The organism is Aliidiomarina soli (assembly GCF_003986975.1).
Classification (GTDB): Bacteria; Pseudomonadota; Gammaproteobacteria; order Enterobacterales; family Alteromonadaceae; genus Aliidiomarina; species Aliidiomarina soli.
Map to the genome: position 1 here is coordinate 344,328 of NZ_PIPO01000003.1, position 22,290 is coordinate 366,617.

The 22,290-nt window shown below is 52.0% G+C and carries 17 protein-coding genes; 11 read left to right on the plus strand and 6 right to left on the minus strand.

The window, feature by feature from the left end:
• Positions 1-78: 78 nt before the first annotated feature.
• The 4 genes from egtD to CWE14_RS08210 all read right to left on the minus strand — a co-directional run bounded on the left by egtD (position 79) and on the right by CWE14_RS08210 (position 6,532).
• Positions 79-1,035, minus strand: coding sequence for an L-histidine N(alpha)-methyltransferase (egtD, locus tag CWE14_RS08195; RefSeq protein ID WP_126798922.1), 957 nt, complete (start codon positions 1,033-1,035; stop codon positions 79-81).
• Entirely contained in the window at positions 1,036-2,292 is a 1,257-nt protein-coding gene (egtB, locus tag CWE14_RS08200; RefSeq protein WP_126798923.1) for an ergothioneine biosynthesis protein EgtB, read from the minus strand.
• 101 nt (positions 2,293-2,393) lie between these two features.
• A complete protein-coding gene (locus CWE14_RS08205) occupies positions 2,394-5,498 on the minus strand; it encodes an efflux RND transporter permease subunit (protein WP_126798924.1) in 3,105 nt (1,034 codons plus the stop codon).
• Positions 5,495-6,532, minus strand: a complete 1,038-nt coding sequence (locus CWE14_RS08210; RefSeq protein ID WP_126798925.1) for an efflux RND transporter periplasmic adaptor subunit — start codon at positions 6,530-6,532, stop codon at positions 5,495-5,497. The genes CWE14_RS08205 and CWE14_RS08210 overlap by 4 nt, the downstream gene beginning before the upstream one ends.
• Before the next feature lie 204 nt (positions 6,533-6,736).
• Between CWE14_RS08210 and CWE14_RS08215 the strand changes: the two genes are divergently transcribed.
• The 4 genes from CWE14_RS08215 (at position 6,737) to CWE14_RS08230 (ending at position 9,798) form a co-directional block, all read left to right on the plus strand.
• Positions 6,737-7,030 (plus strand): hypothetical protein, encoded by a 294-nt coding sequence (locus CWE14_RS08215; protein ID WP_126798926.1) that lies wholly within the window; start codon positions 6,737-6,739, stop codon positions 7,028-7,030.
• 40 nt (positions 7,031-7,070) lie between these two features.
• Positions 7,071-7,655 carry a CBS domain-containing protein gene (locus CWE14_RS08220; RefSeq protein WP_126798927.1) on the plus strand — a complete coding sequence of 195 codons (585 nt, stop codon included), beginning with the start codon at positions 7,071-7,073 and terminating at the stop codon, positions 7,653-7,655.
• Between the two features lie 69 nt (positions 7,656-7,724).
• Positions 7,725-9,023 (plus strand): NAD(P)/FAD-dependent oxidoreductase, encoded by a 1,299-nt coding sequence (locus tag CWE14_RS08225; protein WP_126798928.1) that lies wholly within the window; start codon positions 7,725-7,727, stop codon positions 9,021-9,023.
• Positions 9,024-9,105: 82 nt separating this feature from the next.
• Positions 9,106-9,798 (plus strand): SixA phosphatase family protein, encoded by a 693-nt coding sequence (locus CWE14_RS08230; RefSeq protein WP_126798929.1) that lies wholly within the window; start codon positions 9,106-9,108, stop codon positions 9,796-9,798.
• Here the strand turns inward: CWE14_RS08230 and CWE14_RS08235 are convergent.
• A complete protein-coding gene (locus tag CWE14_RS08235; RefSeq protein WP_157981800.1) occupies positions 9,795-10,727 on the minus strand; it encodes a GGDEF domain-containing protein in 933 nt (310 codons plus the stop codon). The two genes, CWE14_RS08230 and CWE14_RS08235, sit on opposite strands and share 4 nt — an antisense overlap.
• Before the next feature lie 169 nt (positions 10,728-10,896).
• Between CWE14_RS08235 and CWE14_RS08240 the strand changes: the two genes are divergently transcribed.
• Positions 10,897-11,619, plus strand: coding sequence for a glycosyltransferase family 25 protein (locus CWE14_RS08240; protein ID WP_126787561.1), 723 nt, complete (start codon positions 10,897-10,899; stop codon positions 11,617-11,619).
• A 65-nt stretch (positions 11,620-11,684) separates the two neighbouring features.
• Here CWE14_RS08240 and tesB read toward each other — a convergent pair whose 3' ends face one another.
• Positions 11,685-12,545, minus strand: a complete 861-nt coding sequence (gene tesB, locus CWE14_RS08245; protein ID WP_126798931.1) for an acyl-CoA thioesterase II — start codon at positions 12,543-12,545, stop codon at positions 11,685-11,687.
• A 218-nt stretch (positions 12,546-12,763) separates the two neighbouring features.
• On the opposite strand from tesB, the gene acnA reads away from it, so the two are divergent.
• The 6 genes from acnA (at position 12,764) to CWE14_RS08275 (ending at position 22,232) form a co-directional block, all read left to right on the plus strand.
• The gene (acnA, locus tag CWE14_RS08250) at positions 12,764-15,436 is read left to right on the plus strand and encodes an aconitate hydratase AcnA (protein ID WP_126798932.1); all 2,673 of its coding nucleotides are present in this window, start codon (positions 12,764-12,766) and stop codon (positions 15,434-15,436) included.
• Between the two features lie 120 nt (positions 15,437-15,556).
• The gene (locus CWE14_RS08255) at positions 15,557-16,036 is read left to right on the plus strand and encodes a hypothetical protein (RefSeq protein WP_126798933.1); all 480 of its coding nucleotides are present in this window, start codon (positions 15,557-15,559) and stop codon (positions 16,034-16,036) included.
• Positions 16,029-17,456: a sodium:solute symporter family protein gene (locus CWE14_RS08260; RefSeq protein WP_126798934.1), complete on the plus strand. Its 1,428-nt coding sequence runs from the start codon at positions 16,029-16,031 to the stop codon at positions 17,454-17,456. Before CWE14_RS08255 ends, CWE14_RS08260 begins: the two co-directional genes overlap by 8 nt.
• A 120-nt stretch (positions 17,457-17,576) precedes the next feature.
• Entirely contained in the window at positions 17,577-18,647 is a 1,071-nt protein-coding gene (locus tag CWE14_RS08265) for an aspartate/ornithine carbamoyltransferase family protein (protein ID WP_126798935.1), read from the plus strand.
• Between the two features lie 17 nt (positions 18,648-18,664).
• Positions 18,665-20,680, plus strand: coding sequence for an asparagine synthase (glutamine-hydrolyzing) (asnB, locus tag CWE14_RS08270; protein WP_126798936.1), 2,016 nt, complete (start codon positions 18,665-18,667; stop codon positions 20,678-20,680).
• 235 nt (positions 20,681-20,915) lie between these two features.
• Positions 20,916-22,232 carry a hypothetical protein gene (locus CWE14_RS08275; RefSeq protein ID WP_126798937.1) on the plus strand — a complete coding sequence of 439 codons (1,317 nt, stop codon included), beginning with the start codon at positions 20,916-20,918 and terminating at the stop codon, positions 22,230-22,232.
• Positions 22,233-22,290 lie beyond the last annotated feature (58 nt).

The window sequence follows — 22,290 nt, forward strand, 5'->3', positions numbered from 1 at the left end:
CTGACGACCTGAAAGAAAAACCCCGGAACCTGAGTCCCGGGGTTTTCTATTTTTTTCGCGCCTCCGGTTCAGGAGGGATTAATTTTGAGCCAGCACCACCGAAAACATCTTGTCAGGTGCATGCCACCATTCCACGGCCTGCCAGCCCGCCTTTTCAAGCAAGCTTTCGAACTCGTTCTGGTGATACTTGTAGGAGTTCTCGGTGTGAATCGTTTCTCCGTCTGCAAAGTTTATTTCACGCCCCGCGACGTCGACACGTTGTTCTCGGGTGGCCACCAGGTGCATCTCAACGCGGCCTAAGTCAGAATTGTAAAAAGCACGGTGTTCAAACTGGTCGAGTTGAAAGTTCGCATCCAGTTCACGGTTTATACGTACCAGCAGATTCTTATTGAATGCAGCGGTAACCCCTTTGCTGTCGTTGTACGCCATTTGCAGTACATCATTTGGCTTTTTGGTATCGACCCCTAACAGCATATATTGGCCCTGGCCAAGGGTCTGTCCGGCGTTCTGCAGAAAGTGGGTAGCATCGGCGGGGGAGAAGTTGCCGATCGTTGAACCTGGAAAAAAGCCCATGCGCTTGTCGTCACTGGCTGGTAGCCGCAGTGCTTCTGTGAAATCACCTTCCACCGCCGTGACCTCGAGATGTGGATAGCGTGCTTTTAAATTAGTACTGGCCAGGGCAAGGTGGTCGCCTGAGATATCAATCGCGATGAAGCGGCTGATTGCGCTAATTTTGTCCAGCAGGGGTTTCACTTTATGCAATGAACCAGCGCCGAATTCAATCACTTCTACCGGCTGACGAAAGCGGTCAGCGAGCGATTCGGCGACCGTCGGGAGCATTGTCATCTCGCATGCATAGGGGTAGTACTCATCCAGCTGGCAAATCTGATCGAATAGGTGAGATCCACGCGCATCATAGAAGTACTTTGGTGATAGCTGTTTTTGCGGCTGACTCAATCCGGCTAACACATCGGCTAAGAAGGTGTCGGACGGAGAGACGACGGGATCATTGTTTTGGGTTGGTAAACTGCTCATCTATACCTCGTTATCGAGAGTCATTGCCAGCCGTACGCCGCTAAACTGCCAGCGTTGATACGGGTGAAAAAAGTTACGATAGCTACTACGGATTTGCGCTGCCGGGGTCGCGCAGGACCCCCCCCGCAAAACCATTTGGTTGATCATAAATTTACTATTGTATTCGGCGAGCGCGCCTTGCGCCGGGGTAAAACCGGGGTAGGGAAGGAAAGCGCTATGAGTCCACTCCCAAAGGGTTCCAAAAAGCTGTTGCAAACCGCTCTGCACTGGCATTGCAGGGTGGTGCGCGGTGTCCACAGTCAGAAACTGTCCCTGCGCTTTCGCCTTGGCGGGTTGTGCTGTTGCCGCCTGTTCCCATTCGGCTTCAGTTGGCAGGCGCGCACCTGCATAACGCGCATAGGCGTCTGCTTCGTAATAGCTGACATGGCACACCGGCTCATCCAGGATAACCGGGTGGCGACCGCGAAAGCTGAACTGGTACCACTGGTTATCCTTTTTGAACCAATACAGGGGCGCCTGCCATTGCTCTTGCTGAGATAAGGCCCAACCTTCTGAAAGCCACAGTTCAGGGCGCTGATAACCGCCGTCTTTTATAAACTGCAACCACTGGCGGTTGCTCACCAGCTGGTTTGCCAGGGCGAAGGGCGCGTTATATACCTGGTGCTGCGGGCGTTCACAATCGTAAGCAAAGTTATCATCGCTGCCGTTGTCAGCGGCATGCCCAATGTCCACCAAGCCGCCGTCAAATTCAGTGTAACCGTGGTCGGTAACGCTGTGGCGCTTAACCGCAGAGGCAGAGGTTAAACCTTCGGCATAGGGGTTCAGCGACAGCGCGTGTTTAATATCCGTCAGAATCAATTCCTGATGCTGCATTTCATGATGCAACCCTATGGTCAGGACAGGTTTAAGGCTGGTCGGGAGGGTCGCGAGCAGCTCATCCATCTTCTCGTCGACATAACGACGGTAGTCGATGACTTCATTTAGCCCCGGTCGCGACAACAAGCCGCGTTGCGGCCTTGGGTGTCGCTCACCCACAGCATCGTAATAGGAATTAAAGAGGTACCTGAAGTGAGGGTTGAATACTTGATAACCAGGTAAATGAGGCTGCAACAGAAAGGTTTCAAAGAACCAGGTTGTGTGTGCCAGATGCCATTTGCTCGGGCTGGCGTCCGCCATCGACTGCAGCATCATATCTTCGGCCGAAAGTCCCTTTGTCAGCGCCAGAGTTTGTTCCCTGACTGAACGATAATTCAACATCAGTACTGCCTGCGGTTAAGAATCACTGGAAGTTCGTTTTCAACCATAGACGGAGAAGCCAGTTTTGTCGAAACTGGCTTCATCCGCCAATGCGGGACATTCTACTCCTGAGCGGCTGTTAGTTCCTCCTGCAGACGCTTGCCTTCATCGGCACGGGGCTTGGTAAACCGGGCAATACCGAGGTAAAGCACAGGGGTCAAATAGAGGGTAAAGAGTACCGCAATGGTAAGACCGCCAAATACAACCCAGCCGATGGCGCTGCGCGCTTCAGCACCCGCGCCGGAGGCGAGAATTAAGGGCAGCGCACCTAACAGAGTGGACACCAGGGTCATCATAATGGGCCGTAAACGAATACGGGCTGCTTCTTCGATAGCCTGGCGTACCTCGTAGCCGCGATCACGCAGCTGATCAGCGAACTCGACAAGTAAAATTGCATTCTTGGCGAGTAGTCCGATAAGCATGACCAGGCCAATTTGTGAGTAAATATTGATGCTGTTACCAGTTATAAAGAGCGCGAACAGGGCGGCTGCCAAACCAAAAGGCACGGTCAGCATGACTACGATGGCACTGTTGATACTTTCAAACTGGGCCGCCAGCACTAAAAATACGATGATCAACGCGAGTATGTAGGTGAGGGTCACTTCCCGTGCGGTTTCTTCAAAGGTTAACGCGTCACCAAGGAAGACCAGGCCGATTCCTTCAGGTAGTTCGGCCCGGCTCAGCTCCCGAATGCGCTCTACTGCGCGCTGAATTGGCAGCGTATTGGGCAGGTCAAAGCTCACTTCAATCGCGCGCCGCTGCACATGTCGCTCAAGCTCCGCGGCAACACCTTCCTCGGTGATCGAGGCCAGTGCTGATAACGCAACCAACTCGCCGCTGCGGGCTCGCAGATAGAGGTTACTCAGGTCACTGGGGTCATTAACCTGGCTACGATTTGCCTGCAGAATAATAGGGACTGCCTGGTCGCCGATATTCAAGTCGGCCAGATCATCGCCATTAATAGCCACGCGAAGGGTTGTTGAAATATCGGATAGTTCGACCCCTAAATCCTCAGCCCGGCGCCGGTCAATATTAACCCGTAACTGCGGCTGGGTGGGTTGATATGAAATTTGGCCATTGCCCAGCTCGGGGAGTTCCTCTTCGATACGTTGTGAGAAGTCGCGGGCAGCCTGATAAATTTGCTGGTAATCGTTGCCGGTCAGGGCGAACTCAATACCACCCCCACCGGGGCCTCGCATATTTAGGCTGTTGGCGCCGAAAGCTCTGCCTGGAGCGCCTGGAATAGCGCCTAGCGGTCCGCGGATTTCATTAATAATTTCCTGTTGCGAGCGCGACCGCTCACTCCAGTCGGTTAGCGGAACCGTGATGAAGACCCGGTTTGGATCCCACTGACCGACCACGGTATACAAGCTTTCGATTTCACCACCCTCAAGGTAAGGCAGCAGAATTTCTTCCATCCGGTCGGCCTGACGTTGCATAAAGGGCAGGCCTGCGCCGTCTGGCCCTTGCGCCATAATCCGGATCATACCGCGGTCTTCAGGGGGTAACAGCTCGTTGTCGATGACGCGATAGACACTGCCGGCCCCAATGGCGAGGAGCAAACAACCGAGCAGAACCCACCATGCGTGATTCAGTGCAATGTGCAGGGAGCGTCCGTAGCTGTCGATTAAGCGAGTCCCAAAGCGGGCGAGGATGCCTTCTCGGCCTTTGCTAAGTGGCAGGCGCGCGGTCAGTGCAGGTACTAATGACAAGGCGACAAAGGACGAAATAATCACGGCTGCCGCTAGTACGCCGCCAAATTCACGGAAAAGCCGACCTGCAGTAGAAGGGAGAAAGGCAATTGGCACAAATACAGCGGCCAGTACTGCGGTCGTTGCCACCACCGCGAAGAATACCTCGCGGGTGCCGACCACGGCGGCTGCACGCGAGCCTAGCCCAGAAGCTCGGCGACGCTGAATATTCTCGGTGACCACAATGGCGTCATCAACAATAAGGCCTGTCGCCAGGACCAACGCCAGCAAAGTAAGAATATTAATCGAGAAGCCGAGTAACCAGATAGCCGCGACAGCACCCACTAAGGACACCGGAATCGCCACGGCGGGGATGACGGTGGCGCGCCACGAACCAATAAACAGGCGTAAGGTAAAAATAACCAGCACAATGGTGAATGCCAGCGAGGTTACGACTTGTTGTACCGAGTCCTTGATAAATACCGCGTCATCGGTGGTGACTTGCATCTGCAATTCAGGAAATCGCTCGCGCACGTCGCCAAGTACTCGTGACACTTCATTGGAAATTTCAATCGTATTTGAACCGGCCTGACGAATGACACTGATACCGATAACAGTTCGCCCATCCAGGCGCACCATGCTGGTGGCATCAGCCGGCGAAAAGTAGACATCGGCAACATCGCCAACGCGGGTATCGCCAGTAATGACAATATCAGCCAGTTGTTCGGCAGTCACTGAGCTGGCATCGGCTCGTACAATAATTTGCTGGTCGGTGTTGCGTAAGCTCCCCGCTGGTACATCAAAAGGAGCCTGGCGTAAAACATCGGCAACCTGACTGGCGGTGAGATCATAACTATTCAGCCGCAGCGGATCTAACATCACCCGGGCAACGCGCTCGCGGGCCCCATCCAGCTGGACATCAGCAACCCCGGGGATATTCAGAAACAGCGGAGCCAGATCGGTTTCAATGCGCTCAGTCATGGTTTCAAGGTCGAGGCGGTCACTGGAAATCGAAATGGCGACGACCGGGCGCGAGTCACTGTCGGCTTTGATAATTGACAATCGCTCAACACCGTCCGGCAGATCACGCTCTATCTGGGCAATGGCTTCACGGGTTTCGTTGGCGGCATTATCGATATTCACGCCAGCGCGGAACTGCACCACAATGCGGGTACTGTCTTCTTCACTCGAAGAGTAGATGGCATGTACACCACTGACCCGGGCCGCGGCGCCTTCCAGCCGTGAGGTAACTTCGGTGTCCATGGTTTCCGGTGCGGCGCCGGGGAATCTCGCGCTGACGGTGAGCATCGGCATATCGACATCCGGTAACTCACGCACTTCGGTTCCGTTTAAGGCGGCAAAACCGGCAATGATAATCAGTAAATTGAGGACGATAATGAGAACAGGTCGCCGGATCGACAGGGTCGGAAGGTCAGAATGACTCGAATAGAGGGAGCTGTCGTTGTCTGCACTCATGCGTCATTGTCCATAGTCTGTGAACGCACGGCCTGACCCTCGCGAACGTTCTGAACACCTTCGGTAATCAGGGTCTGACCTTGTTCCAGATCGCCGTCGACTAACACGCGACTCCGCGTACGCTGTTTAATCTGCACATCGACCCGCTCTGCGCGACCGTCGGTTACGCGCCATACGTAGGGACTGGTTGGCCCCCACATCAACGCAGCTTCTGGAATACTGGCATAGGACTCACCTTCGGTTTGCAGGCTTACTCTGAAACTGGTGCCAGGCCGATATCTGTCGTTGGCATTGTCGATTAAGGCACGGATGCGAATAGTACGATTTTCACTGTCCAGCCGGGAGTCAATTTGTGCTACCCGGGCTTCGATTTCAGTGCCCTGTTGTTGCCAGGGGCTGACTCGCAATACGGCTTCTCGTTGTAATAACTCGAGGGCACTTTCGGGTGCCCGGAAATCGATGTAAAGCTGGTCACGGTGGTCCAGGGTCGTGATCGCAGTTTGCTCGTTGATCCGATCGCCGATTTCAACATCAGTAATGCCAACTACGCCATCAAAGGGGGCTCGTACCTTGCGGTCCTCAAACTCGGTTTCTGCTTCGGTCAGCTGGACTTGCAGCAGATCTCGCACGGTTACCGCATCATCCAGCTCACTTTGGGGAATGGCCTGCTGCTCCCGGCTTCGGGTGAGACGATCTACGGTACGTTCAGCATCCGCCAGTTGGATACGTGCACGGTCCAGCGCAACCTGCTGGCGGCGGGCGTCCATCTGCACCAAAACATCGCCCTTGCTGACTCTGCTTCCAGCTACGATGTTGACTTCAGTAACCCGGTCAGCAACCGCTGGATAAAGAATAACTGAGCGTAACGCCTGCGCAGTGCCCACCGCTTCGACGCGTTGCGTTTGTTGCTCAAGACGCAATGTTTCAGTCACCACCAATGCCTGCTCGTCAGATTGGGCGACCACGGTGCTGCTAAATAGCCAGCTAACGGTAAAGCAGAAAACCAGTGCATAGCGAAATTTTGAGTAGTCCATCAGGGGTCCGTGGTTGTCTTTGTTGTGTAGGTATACGGATGAATGTCGAAAAAGATTAGTCCGTTACTGATCTCTAGTTGATAATTATTCTCAACTAAGCCCCAGAGTGTCAACTGTTAAAGGAGACATGAATGACTAAAAATTACTTGTATTTTTCTAATGGTGAGCGTACTTTTATTGTAGTAGAAGTAGGGAGTTAGCTCCATGAGTCGTATCCGCACTCTGTTTATGTTTTTGTTTGTCGGCGCGCTGTTTAGCAGCGTTCCGCTGCAGAGTGTTGCCTCCATTGATGGTTATCACGATGTCGCACATGATCATCTGAGCCTGCTGCAGTCTCAGGATTTTGAGGGCGATGATCCGGATTACTTATTAGTTAGTTCCCTGCCAATAGCGCCTCTCAGCCCAGAGTCTGGGTTCTCGCGAACTTCGCCAGTTCAGGCGATTCCTGTTTACGCCCCTTATTATTCCAGAGCACCTCCTGTCCGACTGAATTTCTAAACCATTTTCCCCGGTCTTTTGAAATTTTAGGAGTGTTCTTATGAGCCACTATACAAGTTTAAGCTGGGCTGCAATGCCAGCACAGCTGCCGTTAGCCAAATTAAATGCCCGCACTAAGTTAAGCTGGAACGAACCCGCACGTATGGTGCTGGATAACTTTTCCGACCAGGACCCACTGCATGTGCATACCTCGACCAAACTGAAACATGCTGATGCCATCATGGACGGTGCGGGTGCTCGTTACATATGTGTCTTTGACCACCAGCAGCGACTTACCGGCGTACTTGCATTGCGCGATTTGCATGGCCGTCAGGCTGTGCGGCTGGCAAAGGAGCTGAGTATTGCCCACGATGACCTCAGCGTCGATTATTTGATGAAACCAATCAGCCAGCTACCGTTAATCACCTATCAGCAACTTGAGCGAGCGCGGATAGGGGATGTCGTTGCGACCTTACAAAAGAGCGGCCAGGACTTTCTGCTGGTGCAGGAGGAAGGCCAGATCGTCGGTCTGGTGTCATCATTAAATATTGTCGAGCGCACCGGGGAGTCGGTTCAGGTGCGCCACCATGTGGAATCCTTCGTCGATATACTGCATGCGATAAAGCACAGTGATGACATTGATTAACTCTTCGAAAAGGCCAGCATTTGCTGGCCTTTTTTCTATACTCAACAGCAACAGAAAACAGGAGGCACTATGCAGGTACCCAAGGTTGTTGTGGTTGGCGGTGGCGCAGGGGGGTTAGAGCTGGTAACCCGTTTAGGCAGCCAGCTTGGAAAGTCAGGCAAAGCAGAGATTACTTTGATTGACCGTGCCGCAACCCATGTCTGGAAACCTTTGTATCATGAACTTGCGACTGGCGTACTGAACTCGAACCTGGATGAAGTTTCGTTTCAGGGCCATGCAAAAAATCACCACTATCGTTTTGTCCGCGGCAGTTTGCAGTCCCTCGATAGAGAACGTCAGGCGGTAACGCTGGCGCCTCTACTGGACGAGGAGGGCGATGAAATACTTCCGCAACGAGAGCTGGGCTATGATTACCTGGTGCTGGCGGTCGGTAGCGTGGCCAACGATTTCTCGATTGAAGGGGTGGGGCAGCATTGTCATTTTATTGATACCGCCGAGCAGGCGGAATCCTTTCGCAAGGCGATGCTCAATACGTTTTTACGCATTAATGATGCCAGTAGCAATCAACAGCGAGAGGTTTCAATCGGCATTGTCGGTGGCGGAGCGACCGGGGTGGAGCTGGCTGCAGAGTTAACCAAAGCGTCCGATATGCTGCACAGTTATGGCTATACCGATCTTGAGCACAGCCGACTGAATATTCAGATTATAGAAATGGCAGAACGCATCCTGCCGCCGCTGAGCGAGAAGGTGAGTCAGCGGGTGCATAAAGAACTGGAAAAGTTAGGGGTAAGGCTGCACACCGACACTTCAATAAAAAAAGCCACAGCCGACGGTTTATATACCAATGATGATGACTTCATTGCCACCGATCTCAGTGTCTGGGCTGCAGGCATTAAAGCACCTCCGTTTCTTGCTGAGCTTGGTTTAAGCTGCAATAAAAACAACACGCTGAATGTATCCGCAGCCATGCAAAGTGTCGATGATGAACGTATATTTGCCTTTGGCGACTGTGCTTATTGCCCTCAGGGCGAGGACAGTGCGGTGCCGCCCCGGGCACAGGCTGCGCACCAACAGGCTAAGCATTTAGCGGCAAATATAAAACGCTGTTTAGGTGGCGAGGCACTGACCGACTTTGTCTATCAGGACCGTGGCTCATTGGTCTCTTTAGCCGATTATGACGCGGTCGGCAGTCTGATGGGGGGACTGGCGCGGCGTGGTGTGTTTATTGAAGGGATCATGGCACGGCTGGCGTATTCATCCTTATACCGTATGCATCAAATGACCATTCATGGGGTGACCAAAACCAGCCTGACTATGGTCGCTGACAGCTTTAACTATTACCTCAAGCCGAGAATGAAGTTGCACTGATTTCATTTGTGTTACCTCAGGTTCATTTGCATTGGAAAAGCATGCATAATAGCGTCAGGTCTAATTAATTTGGGTACTGATTATGTTTGCACGAATAGGGTCGGCCGCACTGCTGACTGTTTCATTGGTATTTTCTGGCGCGTTATGGGCCTCTGGTGACGACAATGAGCAGACAGCACCTCCTGTAGTGGTTGAAGAGGCATCTGCAAACGAAGAATTGCAAAATGAAGATCTGCAAGAAACGCAGGAGCAAGATGGGGAAACGGCTGACAGCGCCGACGCCCCGGTCGTGGTAACGGAACCACCAGCGACGCAGCAGAGTTTTGTGGTTTACATTATGCGTCACGCCGAGAAGGAAGACAGCGAACTTGATCCTGAATTGACCCGCGACGGCTACCGCCGTGCAGATGGTTTAGCGCAAATGCTAAGCCAGGCAGATATCGAAGCTATCTACAGCACTTATTACCGACGCAGTGTCAGTACTGCGCTGCCTTTAGCCAGAGCTTTGTCGGTGCCTATTCAGTTTTACAAGGCTGATGCCAGCGAGCAGCTGCTGCAAAAAATTGAAAACGAGGCGGTTAACGCATTGGTGATCGGCCACAGCAACACAGTGCCGGACCTGTTACAGGGGATGGGTGCCACTGGAGACGAACTGCCTGAACAAATGAGTGAAGAACAGTACGGTGACCTGTTTCAGCTTTTTATCGATAGTGACAACGAAACACCAGTGCGCACTATTAGCTTGGTAGCCCCGTTAATTCTGGACGCTCGCTAACTGCTTTCAGCCTGTGCGACTGCCTGATTGCGGCCTTTTTGCTTGGCTTCAATAAGGGCGTCATCAGCCTGGCTGTATAGGTTTTCGAAGTTATCGGCGGTCGTTGAACTAAAGGCAATGCCGAACGAGCAACGGATGCAGACGTCAAATTTTTTATCAGCCACTTCAATATGAAGTGGCTTTTTTTGTAGAGCTTTACGAATACGCGCGGTGACATCGAGTGCAGCTTTGCCTGTAGCGCCGCGCAAAAACAAAGCAAATTCGTCACCGCCTATGCGCGCCAGCGTGTCTCCCGGGCGGATATGCTGGGAGAAAATCTCAGTCAGTCTGACTAAAGACTGGTCCCCGGTGGGGTGTCCAAAGTCGTCATTGATTTGCTTGAAATGGTCAATATCTATCAGGATCAGGCAGGCCGGGTCGCGCTGAACCTGTTCAAAATGGTTTTCGATAGCGGTAACGAATGCACGGCGGTTAAAGACACCGGTGAGTGCATCGGTATTGGCCAGGCGGCGCAATCTGCGCTGTTCCTGAGTGAGATCGTTGGTGCGATCAACCAGGTCGGTAATATCAACCCCATGCATAAAGAGATAGCCGGCGGTATCACAGGTTTCGCTGACCATGTACCAGCGTCCGTCAGTGGTGTCGAGCTGGAAACGCCGATGCGGGGCGCTACGTCGTTTGGTTTGTGCATGTTGCAGCCAGTCGTCGACGCAGTCTGTTTCGATTAGCGGCCCGCGTTGGGCGTTGAAACAGTCACGAATAATCTCAGCAAAGCTTAGTTTACGCTGGTCGCGGCTGGACAGGTTGAACAGGTTGCGCAAGCGGGCATTGGCGTAAAGTAGCATGTCGTCGGGTGAAAACCAGCCGAACAAATCGTCACTTCGCTCGAAGTAAACCTGAAGGTGTTCATGAGATGGCAGTTTATGCATGATTTTAATCTCACCAATGTTTGCATTAAGTATACGTAATAATTCGTGAAGCTGCGGTAAAAAGTTCATTAGCGCGTAAAACTTCTGTAAACCAGGCTGACGGACGCGTCATAAAGACTCAGAATTCTCTTCTATCAGGATCAGGGTTAATTCATTAGATGAGAGTTGAATGCGCTACCAAATTTATGTCCTTAACCGGGCAGATGAAAAAACACGCTTAGAACATTTTCGTATCCAGGCTGGTCGACTACGCCAGTCTTTTGTTCGTATTGAAGCAATGGGTAGTCAGGATGTGCAGGAAAGCGCTGACTACGCCCGCTATGACCAGAATCTCAATACCCAGCAGTATTATCGCTCAATGACGACCAGTGAAATAGCGACGTACCTGAATCACCGTATGGCCTGGCAACGGATGGTCGATGATGACCTCGACTTCGCTATTGTGCTGGAAGACGATGTGTTGCTGGCCAATAGCTTTTCCTACCTGCCACGCACCATTGCGCAACTGGAAGAGACTTGGCACGTACTTAAATTAGCGGAACCTTATGCACGAGTCAAAAGTAAGGGTATTGAGCGTTGCGGGGCGTCCACTCTGGTTCGCTATCCGCATATCCCGCTAGGAACCAGCGCCTATGTGATTACCCGGGATGCTGCTGAAACCATGCTTAACTGGAGTGAAAGTTTTTTCCGGCCACTGGATGTGGATTTCCAGTGGGCCTGGCAGCCGGGCCTGAAGGTTCGCGGTATCCGGCCTTATCCAGTGCAGATTAGTCACCGCTTAGGCCGTCTTGAAAAACCTGTGGCACTGATGAAAAAGCATCAGGTTCGGCGTCTGGTCGCATTTAAAGAAGGGCTGAAGTATCGCTGGCAACGGCGGATGCAGGACAACTAGCCATTGGCTTTAACACCTGAACTCAAGCAAAAGCCCCGTAGTCGGGGCTTTTTTGTTGGCTCGCGTCAGGATCGTTTACGGATAACGCCTTCCTGCATGGTTGATGCAACCAGGGTACCGGCCCGATTGAAAACCTGGCCGCGAACCAGCCCGCGGGCGTTGGATGCGCTCGGGCTATCAATGGCATAAAGCAACCAGTCATCCATGCGGAAATCACGATGAAACCACATCGCATGATCGATGGTCGCCATCTGCATTTTTGGTGAGGCGAAGCTTAATCCATGCGGCTGCAACGCAGTCGGAAGAAAGTTGAAATCTGAGGCATAGGCAAGCAGGTACTTGTGAATGCGCAGATCATCTGGCATCTCGCCATTTGCCTTGATCCACACGTAGCGCTTCGCTTCTGTTTTCTGTGGGTTGAACGGATTGTAGTCAGTGACAAAACGCATCAGGATTGGTTTGTCACTGGTGAATTTAGTCCGCAACGGCTCTGGAATAAGATCGGCGTGGGCACGGTGAACATCAAGGTCAGAGACCAACCCTTCAGGACCCGGTACATCCGGCATCTCAGCCTGGTGTTCAATGCCGTCTTCTGCACTCTGGAAGGATGCAGTCATATAAAAAATAGGCTTACCGTACTGAATAGCCTGCACTCGGCGGGTCGAAAAGCTCTTACCGTCGCGAATATTTTCCACATCGTAGACAATTGGTTTATGGGCATCCCCGGGACGTAAAAAATAGCTGTGCAGTGAATGGACCTGACGGGATTCTTCCAGCGTTTTCTTTGCCGCACAGAGCGCCTGACCCATCACCTGGCCGCCAAATAGCGCAGCAAAACCTAAGTCCTGGCTCTGCCCGCGATAAAGGCCTTCCTCAATGGTTTCCAGTTCCAGTAAATTCAGTAAGTCGTTGAGTACCTGGCTCATTGTGATACGTTTCCTTGTGCACAGTTTGCGTGAATGAAAGCAGTTTATCAGAACACCTGGTCTGATGTGAGTAGCACTGAGAGTATCTATGTAAATTTCCTGAATACTCTCTATTTAGCCTGCAACTATTGAGAAAAGCAGGATTTTTTCTATAGTTAAAGAACACTGATGGTCCCGTTGGATCATAAGAACAAGAAGTAATATCTGAGGAGAGGGTTATGGCAAGTCAAGACAGTCTCGGCACATTGAGTTCGCTCGAGGTAGGGGGAGCCACTTACCATTACTACAGCCTGCCTAAAGCAGCAGAAAAGCTGGGGAATATCAAAAAATTACCAGTCTCATTGAAAGTGCTGTTAGAGAATTTATTGCGCTTCGAGGATGGAGACACCGTCACTCGCGATGACTTACAGGCCATGGTTGACTGGCTTGGCAGCCGTTCCTCGACGCGTGAAATCGCCTACCGTCCTGCGCGGGTACTGATGCAGGACTTTACCGGGGTGCCTGCGGTAGTTGACCTTGCTGCGATGCGTGATGCAGTGGCCAAAGCGGGGTTAAATGCGGACAAGATAAACCCATTGTCGGCGGTCGATCTGGTGATCGACCACTCGGTTATGGTGGATAAATTTGGTTCGCCACAATCCTTTGAAGAGAATGTCGAATTTGAAATGGAGCGCAATAAAGAGCGTTACCAGTTTCTTCGCTGGGGGCAGAAAGCCTTTGATAATTTCCGCGTGGTACCGCCGGGCACTGGTATTTGCCATCAGGTTAACCTTGAGTACCTGGCTAAAGCAGTGTGGACCAAAGAAGAAGATGGCAAGACATTTGCCTACCCGGACACCCTGGTTGGAACTGATTCGCATACCACAATGATCAACGGCCTTGGTGTGCTCGGTTGGGGCGTCGGCGGCATTGAAGCTGAAGCCGCCATGCTTGGTCAGCCGGTGTCGATGCTGATCCCTGAAGTGGTCGGGTTCCGCCTTAGCGGTAAATTAAGCGAGGGCGTAACAGCGACGGACCTGGTCCTGACTGTAACCCAGATGCTTCGTGCGCAAGGGGTGGTAGGCAAGTTCGTTGAATTTTACGGTCCGGGTTTAGCAGATTTACCACTCGCTGACCGCGCCACCATCGCCAATATGGCACCTGAATATGGCGCTACCTGTGGTTTCTTCCCGGTCGATGAGGAAACCCTGACCTACATGCGCCTGACCGGTCGTGAGGAAGAGCAGATTGATCTGGTTAAAGCCTACTCACAAGCGCAGGGCACCTGGCGGGACGATTCGGTAGAGCCAGAATTTACCGAAACCCTGGAATTGAATATGGCCGATGTCGAGCCGTCGTTGGCGGGGCCGAAGCGTCCGCAGGACCGTGTTTCGCTAAGCGGCCTCAACGATGCGTTTGAATTGCTGATGGAGTCGTCCGGGGTCAGTACCTCAGATGAAACCAAGGTGCCGATTGAAGGCAGCGACCAGACGTTAACCCATGGTGACGTCGTGATTGCTGCGATAACCTCCTGTACCAATACTTCAAACCCCAGTGTGATGATGGCCGCAGGACTGGTCGCGAAGAAAGCCCTGGAAAAAGGCTTGCAGAGCAAGCCCTGGGTGAAAACATCGTTGGCACCTGGCTCTAAAGTGGTGACTGATTACCTTGAGGCAGCAGGTTTGGACCAGTACCTGGATGAACTCGGTTTCGACCTGGTTGGCTACGGTTGTACCACCTGTATTGGTAACTCAGGCCCGTTACCGGATGAAATCAGTAAGGCGGTTGATGAGGGCGATTTGATCGTGTCGTCGGTGTTGTCAGGTAACCGTAACTTTGAAGGCCGTATTCACCCGCAAGTTAAGGCCAACTGGCTGGCGTCACCACCGCTGGTGGTGGCATACGCGCTGGCTGGGTCGACGCGTCTTGATTTGAGTAAAGATCCACTGGGTGAAGATAAAGACGGCAATCCAGTCTATCTGAAAGATGTCTGGCCAACCGAGGCGGAAATTGCCGAGCAGGTGAAACTGGTCGCCAGTGATATGTTCCGTAAAGAATATGGTGCTACGTTATTTGAAGGGGATGAACACTGGCAGAGCCTGAATATCCCGGATAGCCTTACCTACGAGTGGCAGGATGACTCAACTTATGTCGCCAACCCACCATTCTTCGAAGGCATCGACAAGCCACTCAAGGCGCAGGAGGATGTAACAGACGCCTATGTGCTGGCACGTTTTGGCGACTCGATCACCACCGACCATATTTCACCGGCCGGCGCCATCAAACCAAGTGCTCCGGCAGGCGAATACCTGCAGAGCAAAGGGGTTGCGATTAAAGACTTCAACTCCTACGGGTCGCGTCGCGGCAATCACGAAGTGATGATGCGCGGTACTTTCGCCAATATCCGGATTCGAAACCTGATGGTCGAAGGCAGTGAAGGTGGGGTTACACGTCATGTGCCCAGTGGTGATGAAATGTCAATCTATGACGCGGCTATGCGCTATCAGGAAGAGAAAACACCGCTGGTGATCTTAGCGGGTAAAGAGTACGGCACCGGCTCCAGCCGCGACTGGGCAGCGAAAGGTACGCGCTTACTTGGCGTGCGAGCTGTAATTGCACGAAGCTTCGAACGTATTCACCGCTCAAACCTGGTGGGTATGGGCGTACTGCCGCTGCAATTTAAGGATGGCGAAAGTGCAGATAGCCTTGGCTTAACCGGCGAAGAGAAAATTTCGCTGAGCGGTACCCGCGACATTAAAGCAGGTCAAAGCGTGCAGGCAACTGCCAAGCGCAGCAATGGTGAAGAGGTTTCTTTTGAACTGCTTTGTCGCATAGATACTGCCAACGAAGTTGAGTACTACAAGAACGGTGGTATTTTGCACTATGTGTTGCGTCAGCTAATCGCAGCGTAAACTTAAACGAACAGCAAGGCAGGCTTCGACCTGCCTTGCGTCGTTTTCAGGCTGCACGATTTGTTGAACAAATGTAACCAGCTTGATAGCCTGAAGGCTTTTATTCGCGAGCGGTATGCCATGCAAAAACTGCTAATTGGAATCCTCGTCGTGATGAGCACTCTGGGCTCAGGCCTTCTGCTATCCGGCACCGCGTTTGCTGACACGGCCCAACCCGGGTTAACATTGCAGGGACCGGATAAGGTTCGCGAGGGGTACTTTCAACTCCGTGTAGATGGCGTTGCTGAAGAGGATAGCTTTGTTATTGAGCTTGCTTCCTCGGAGCAGTTTGCAACGGTCGAAAACACCTTTTCTCCCTTAGGCGCCTTTCGCCAGCTATCTCTTAGCGGTTTCGATGATGGTCGTTATTACTTCCGTGCCGTCCACTCCGGGACGGGCGAATACAGCAATATTCACCAACTGGATGTGGTTCATTACCCACTGTGGCAGGCATTAAGTCTGTTTACCCTTGGTGCACTGCTCTTTATCAGCCTGCTTGTGACCATGCTGATATTGACCCGCCGATCCGCTCGCAATCACAAGGAACCTAGTCATGGATGAATTTGCCCTCGATGCCCGGGTCGGGTTTGCCATCATTGTCGTGTTCGGACTAGCCTGGATAACCTTTGGCTGGTTTCTCGGGCGTAAGACCACCACCCATGAAGAGTTTGCTTTGGCGGGACGTAATGTTGGGTTCGCATTTGCCTCCGCTACGGCGATGGCAACCTGGGTTACCAGCAACACCACTCTGGTTGCGCCGGAACTGACGTTCCAGTTCGGTTTGTGGGGTATGGTGGGGTATTCGTTTGCCGCCCTCGGACTTATTTTGTTTGCGCCGATTTCAGCGCGGATTAAAACCTTGCTGCCAAATGGATACACCAGTGGGGATTTTATCCGTTTGCGCTTTGGTTTTACCGCCTGGTGTTTGTTCATGGTTATCTCGTTTGTCTATGCGCTGGGTTGGTTAGTCAGCCTGGGAATGGCCGGAGGGATCCTGCTACAGGCGCTGAGCGGCCTTGATTATCACATCGGAATGTCGGCGATTTTGTTTATCTGCGTACTCTACACCCTGTTTGGCGGGTTACGCGCTGTGATTGCCACCGACTTTATTCAGGCACTGATTATTATCACCGGTGTGGTTCTGGTCGCGGTGTTATTGCTGACCAATGTCGGCATGCCTGAGATCCACCAGAACCTTGCTGACCATCATCCGCGGCTGCTCGACCTGCTATTCCCGGCCGCCATTATGTTTTTATTTAATAATATCTTTTTTGGGTTAGGGGAGATCTTTCATTCCAACGTGTGGTGGTCAAGAGCCCTCGCGTTTAAACAGAAAGTTGCGTTCAGAGCCTTTTTAACCGGTGGCCTGTTATGGCTCCCTATCCCGATTGTGACTGGTTTCGTCGCTTTGGCGGCACCGCAATTGGGGATTTTCCCCGCCAGTCCGGATATGGTCGGGCCGACGGTGGCTGCCGCGGTACTTGGCACCGCTGGTGCCGTGGTGGTTTTTATTGTGGTTTTTTCGGCGCTGGCATCGAGCCTGGATTCACTGCTTGCTGCGACCTCAGATCTGCTAACCCGCGATATTTATCACAAGCACCTTAACCGAAAAGCCAACGACAAAACCTTGTTTCGTGCCAATCGCATCGCCATTGCTGGACTCGGCGTCGCCACCTGGATTCTGTGTTTGCCCCAAATTACCACGCTGGCCGCGTTGTTGAATTTCACTGGTGCCTTTGTCGCCAGCACGATCTGGCCCATAGTGGTCGGTCTGTATCAGCCACGGCTGGAGGGCAAATACGCGGCCGGGGCAATGGCGGCAGGCACGCTATGCGGCCTGGCTGGTTACTTTTTGATTGGTTTTTACGTCGCCGCGCTGATTGCATGTCTGGTCTCAGCGGTGATAACAGCGGTTGGCGTCTATATGAGTAAACAACATTTTGACTGGGATCTGTTAAATGAGAAGGAGCACACAGAATGATCTCCTTAACGGCATTAACCCTGATGGTATGGGCAGCAACCATTGCAGGTGCTTTAGTACCTGTGGTGCTGCTGGCGCTATTTTTTATTGACTACAAAGCAAAGACGATCTGGTGACTATATGAATGTAAGTGATGCCTCGTTTGACCGCGAGAGGCCTGATGTATACGGAGATGCACATCCTAAAGCGCTACTGCGAAGCGTCCAGGAAGATGGCGACTATCTGGTAAAACTGTCCAACCAGCATATTGTGTCGTCGGATCAGTTTTCGCGGGATACCCTGATCCAGTTGTTCCGGCTGGCGGCCAAGTATGAGAGCAACCCGACCCGGTTCCGTTCGCCGCTGCAGGGAAAAATCCTCATTAGCGCCTTCTATGAACCAAGCACCCGCACGCGGCTGTCGTTTGAAAGCGCCTGGCACCGCTTGGGCGGCGATATTATGTCAATCACTGACCGTTCCACCACTGGGATCGCAAAAGGTGAGTGTCTGGATGATGTCGCAGAAATGTTCAACAACTATGGCGACTGCGTGGTGCTGCGCGATAATAACGGCGAGTCATTGGAAAAAATGATGGATACGCTGCGCATTCCGATCGTCAATGCGGGGAACGGACGCGACGAGCATCCGACTCAGGCGATGGCGGATCTGTATGCGATCTTCAAATGGCGTCCGGAGCTGCTCGCTGCAGAGGTGCCTGAAGAGCGCAGAATTCGTATTGGTGTGATAGGAATACCAGGGCGCATGCGCACGGTGCGAAGCTTGTTAAAGAGCCTTGCGGTGTTTCATACCAGTATCAAAGAGGTGGTCATTATCCATGATGGCAGTGATGATGACGGGCTGTTTGACCCCGGGCAGCGTGAAGAACTTGAGGAGCGCGGGTTAACTATACGCCTGGCGAATGAGCTGGACGAGGTGCTACCGACGCTGGATGTAACCTATATCAACGCCATTGCCTGGGAAGGCGACGGTTTTGAAACCTATGGAAAGAAATTCATTTTAAATGCCGACTCGCCGCTTAAGCAGGACGGTATCATTTTGCATCCTTTGGCGCGTGGCGAAGAGCTGGCCAAGGATCTCGATAATACGTCGCACAACTGGTACTTCAGCCAGGCGCGTGGGGCGGTATTTTTACGCATGGCACTGTTAACCTGCATGGTAGAGCGTGCAGAACGTGTCATTGATGTAGTTTGACAGAGGACTGAACCCGTATGTGCGGAATTGCAGGTGTTTTTTACAACCAACCTAAACACATGATTGAGCCACAAGTCTTAGTCAATATGGCGGCCATTATGCACCACCGTGGTCCTGATGGATTTGGTTATAAAACCATAGCCGAGCAGGGCGTTGGTTTTTCCCATGCTCGTTTGTCCATTATCGATTTGGTCGGTGACCGTGGCCGGCAACCGTTTTTATCTGATGACAAACGCTTGATGCTGGCCCATAACGGCGAGTTCTATGACTTTAAACGTATCCGAGCGCAGTTAACGGCCGAAGGAGCCCGCTTTAATACCAAGAGTGATTCTGAAATTATCATGCAGCTGTATCCGCGGTTTGGCATGCAAGGCATGTTGCCCCATTTACGTGGTGAGTTTGCGTTCTCGCTGTATGATCAGGAAGAAGATACCCTGTTTCTGGTGCGCGACCGCTTTGGGGTTAAGCCGTTGTACTACACCCAAACTGACAAAGGCATTGTGTTCGGTTCTGAGCTGAAAACCATCTTTGCCCATCCGGAAGTGCCACGCCAGTTCTCAGATGAGGGTGTTTACCATCAGTTGATTCAGACCATGGTGCCCGGTACCACTGCGTTTGAAGGCATTCGTCAGGTGATGCCCGGGCATGTGGTCAGTGTTAAACGGGTCAACGGTAAGTTACATATCGAAGAGAGCAAATACTGGGACATGGAGTTTCCCCTTGAGCATGAACATGACAAAGACGACAAACGTGCTGACGAGTACGTTGAAGGGGTTCGCCGGGAGTTGTTAGAAGCGGTTCAACATCGCCTGACTGCTGATGTACCTGTGGGGTGTTATTTGTCGGGGGGCATTGATTCGTGCTCGATACTTGGGCTATCGGCTGCAGCTAGTCAGGAGCCGGTAAAAGCCTTTACCATTGGTTTCGATTCAGCAGCCTATGATGAAACACCAATAGCCCGCGAAATGGCCGAGGCAACCGATGCTGACCATCATGTGATGACGCTTGATTCAAATGACCTTTATGATCATTTTGAAACTACGCTCTGGCATACCGAGCGCACCATCTATAATACCCTGGGTGTGGCAAAATACCTGATGAGCCAGCAGGTTCGTGATGTTGGCTACAAGGTTGTGATGACTGGCGAAGGTGCTGATGAATTATTCGCTGGTTATCCGTCATTCCGCAAAGATCTGTTTATGTACGGATTGGACCATCTGCCACCGGAAGAACGTGCTAACTGGCAGGCCATGCTGGAAAAGAACAACAAGCTATTCAAAGGTGCCATGCTGGCACGGGAAGAATTTGTCAGCGATGCCTTCGTAGCTAAAATGGGCTTTACCCCCAGTTGCTTGCAACCCTGGCTGTCCTGCAGCGGTTTTGCGGATAAACTGCTGGCAAAAGACCGACGCCAACGGATGCAGGGCTATGACGCTGGTAAGGCGATTGCTGATACCCTGGATGCGGACATGCTGGCAGAACGGCATCCGCTCGATAAAGCTCAGTATGTGTGGACTAAAACCATGCTCGAAGGTCAGATCCTGACCTGGGGTGGTGATCGGGTGGATATGGCAAATTCGATGGAAGCGCGGCCGGCATTTTTGGACCATAAACTGGCCGAATACGCATTTAAGATCCCGCCTCATTTACGTATTCGCGAAAACAAAGAGAAATGGGTCCTGCGTGAGGCAATGAAAGGGCTGTTACCGGAAACTCTGTATAAGCGCGAGAAGTTTGCGTTTATGGCACCTCCAGCGCATACCGATCCGAAAAAATGGGCGGCCATGCGGGCCTTAGCGAAAAAGTACCTCAACAAAGAGTCTGTTGAAGAGGCGGGTTTGCTCGATCACGATGAAGTCAATGCGCTGTTTGCATTGCATGATGCGGATGATGCGCCGGCAGAGCTGCAGGTGCAACTGGACGCGGTGATTAACCATATGCTGGGGGTTCAGATCCTGCACAAGCAGTTTGTCGCAACGGATCTGCCAGCAAAAGCCGCAGCACGGGCTGACGAACTTGGTTGGCATGCCTAACTGTTGTAAGGCATCTGTTGGAAAGAGTGGTGAAAACATTGGTCGAACACATGGAAAAAGCCCCGCGAGGGGCTTTTTTTGTGCCTTTATAGCGCTATTCATGGATCGACTTTTCTTTTTAAGTGTTACGGTATAACATATCAATTGAAATGTTATACCGTAACTTTTTAACAAGCCTCTGTGCTTTGATTGTTTGGTATGACCCGTTCACCAACTACAAAAAGAGATAACCTCAATGATAACGACTATTTCCTTTCATCCCGCTAAGCTGGCCATGGCAATCAGTGCGGTTCTGCTGCTGGCAGCCTGTGACGACACCAGTATTCAGCCTATCGAGCATGATGAAGATCATGATCACTCGGATGACCACGAGCATGAGGACAGTGCCGCTGGGCGTCTTATTTTCATGGAATACGGTAACGATGCAACCCGTGCTTTTGTCTATGACCTCGAGGCCAATGAATTACTGGAATCGTTTGACCTGCAAAGCCCAGGCCGTTTGCTAGCAAGCCCGGATTATCGCTATGCAGTTGCGATTCAGCGCGATGCCGGGGTGACTCGCTTTGTGGACAGCGGGTATGAAACTGAACCTCATGGCGACCATGCACATTACAATGAGCTGGCTCCGGCATTATCGGGTTTCACTTTGACAGGAGAGCGGCCGACTCATTACGATTTTTATCATCACCGAGGGGCCCTTTTTTATGATGGTGCTGAGGGGATCGCCTCTAAAATTGAGGTTTTTTCCGACCAGAGTATTGTCGAGGAGCAAGTGCTGGCGGAGCTGGAGTTAAGCAGTTCGATGCATGGTGCTGCTGAGATCCGTGAAGACTATTTGTTCACTGCCAACCGCAGCGACGCAACCGCGACAGGTTTGCCCGATTCGGTTGAAGTCTACGAGCGTCATTCTGATCACTTCGATTTCGTCCAGGGTTTTGAAAATGAGTGTGTAGATTTACATGGCAGCGCCCTGAACGAGCAGCATGTAGCCTTTGGCTGTGGTGATGGCGTGTTGCTGTTGTCGGTAGCTGAAGATGGCAGCTTCGTGAGTGAAAAACTAAGCATGCCGGAAACGCTGGGAGGTCGTGTCGGCTCACTGTGGGGACATGAAGAGAGCCCGTATTTTATCGGCAGTGCAGGGCAGGACATGGTACTGATCGATGCGTCGACTGGTGAAAGCTGGCAGCTTGACTGGAAAGTTGACGAGGCGCGGGAATTTGGCTCTGTTGCGTTTAACTATACTGGCAATCGCTTTGCTGTTCTCGACACTGCAGGCGACATGACTATTTTCCGTTTACGCGAGCAGGACCATGAGAGTTATCCGTTTGAGTTGCAGAGTCAGTTCACGGTGGTGTCTGATACTCATGAAATGTCGCTGGCTATGACCGTGAGCCAGGTTAACCACCAGGCGTATATTGCTGACCCGGGGCATCAGAGAATTACTGTGGTTGATTTGCATGATGGCGAAGTGGTAGAGCAACGTGACTTAGATGTTGAGCCGGGTAGCTTGATTTGGACTGGCTTTACCTCTGAAGAGTCTCACGATCACTAAGCGTTGAGTCAGCCAAACTCTGATATCTATAATAAAAAAGCCCCGTAAGGGGCTTCTT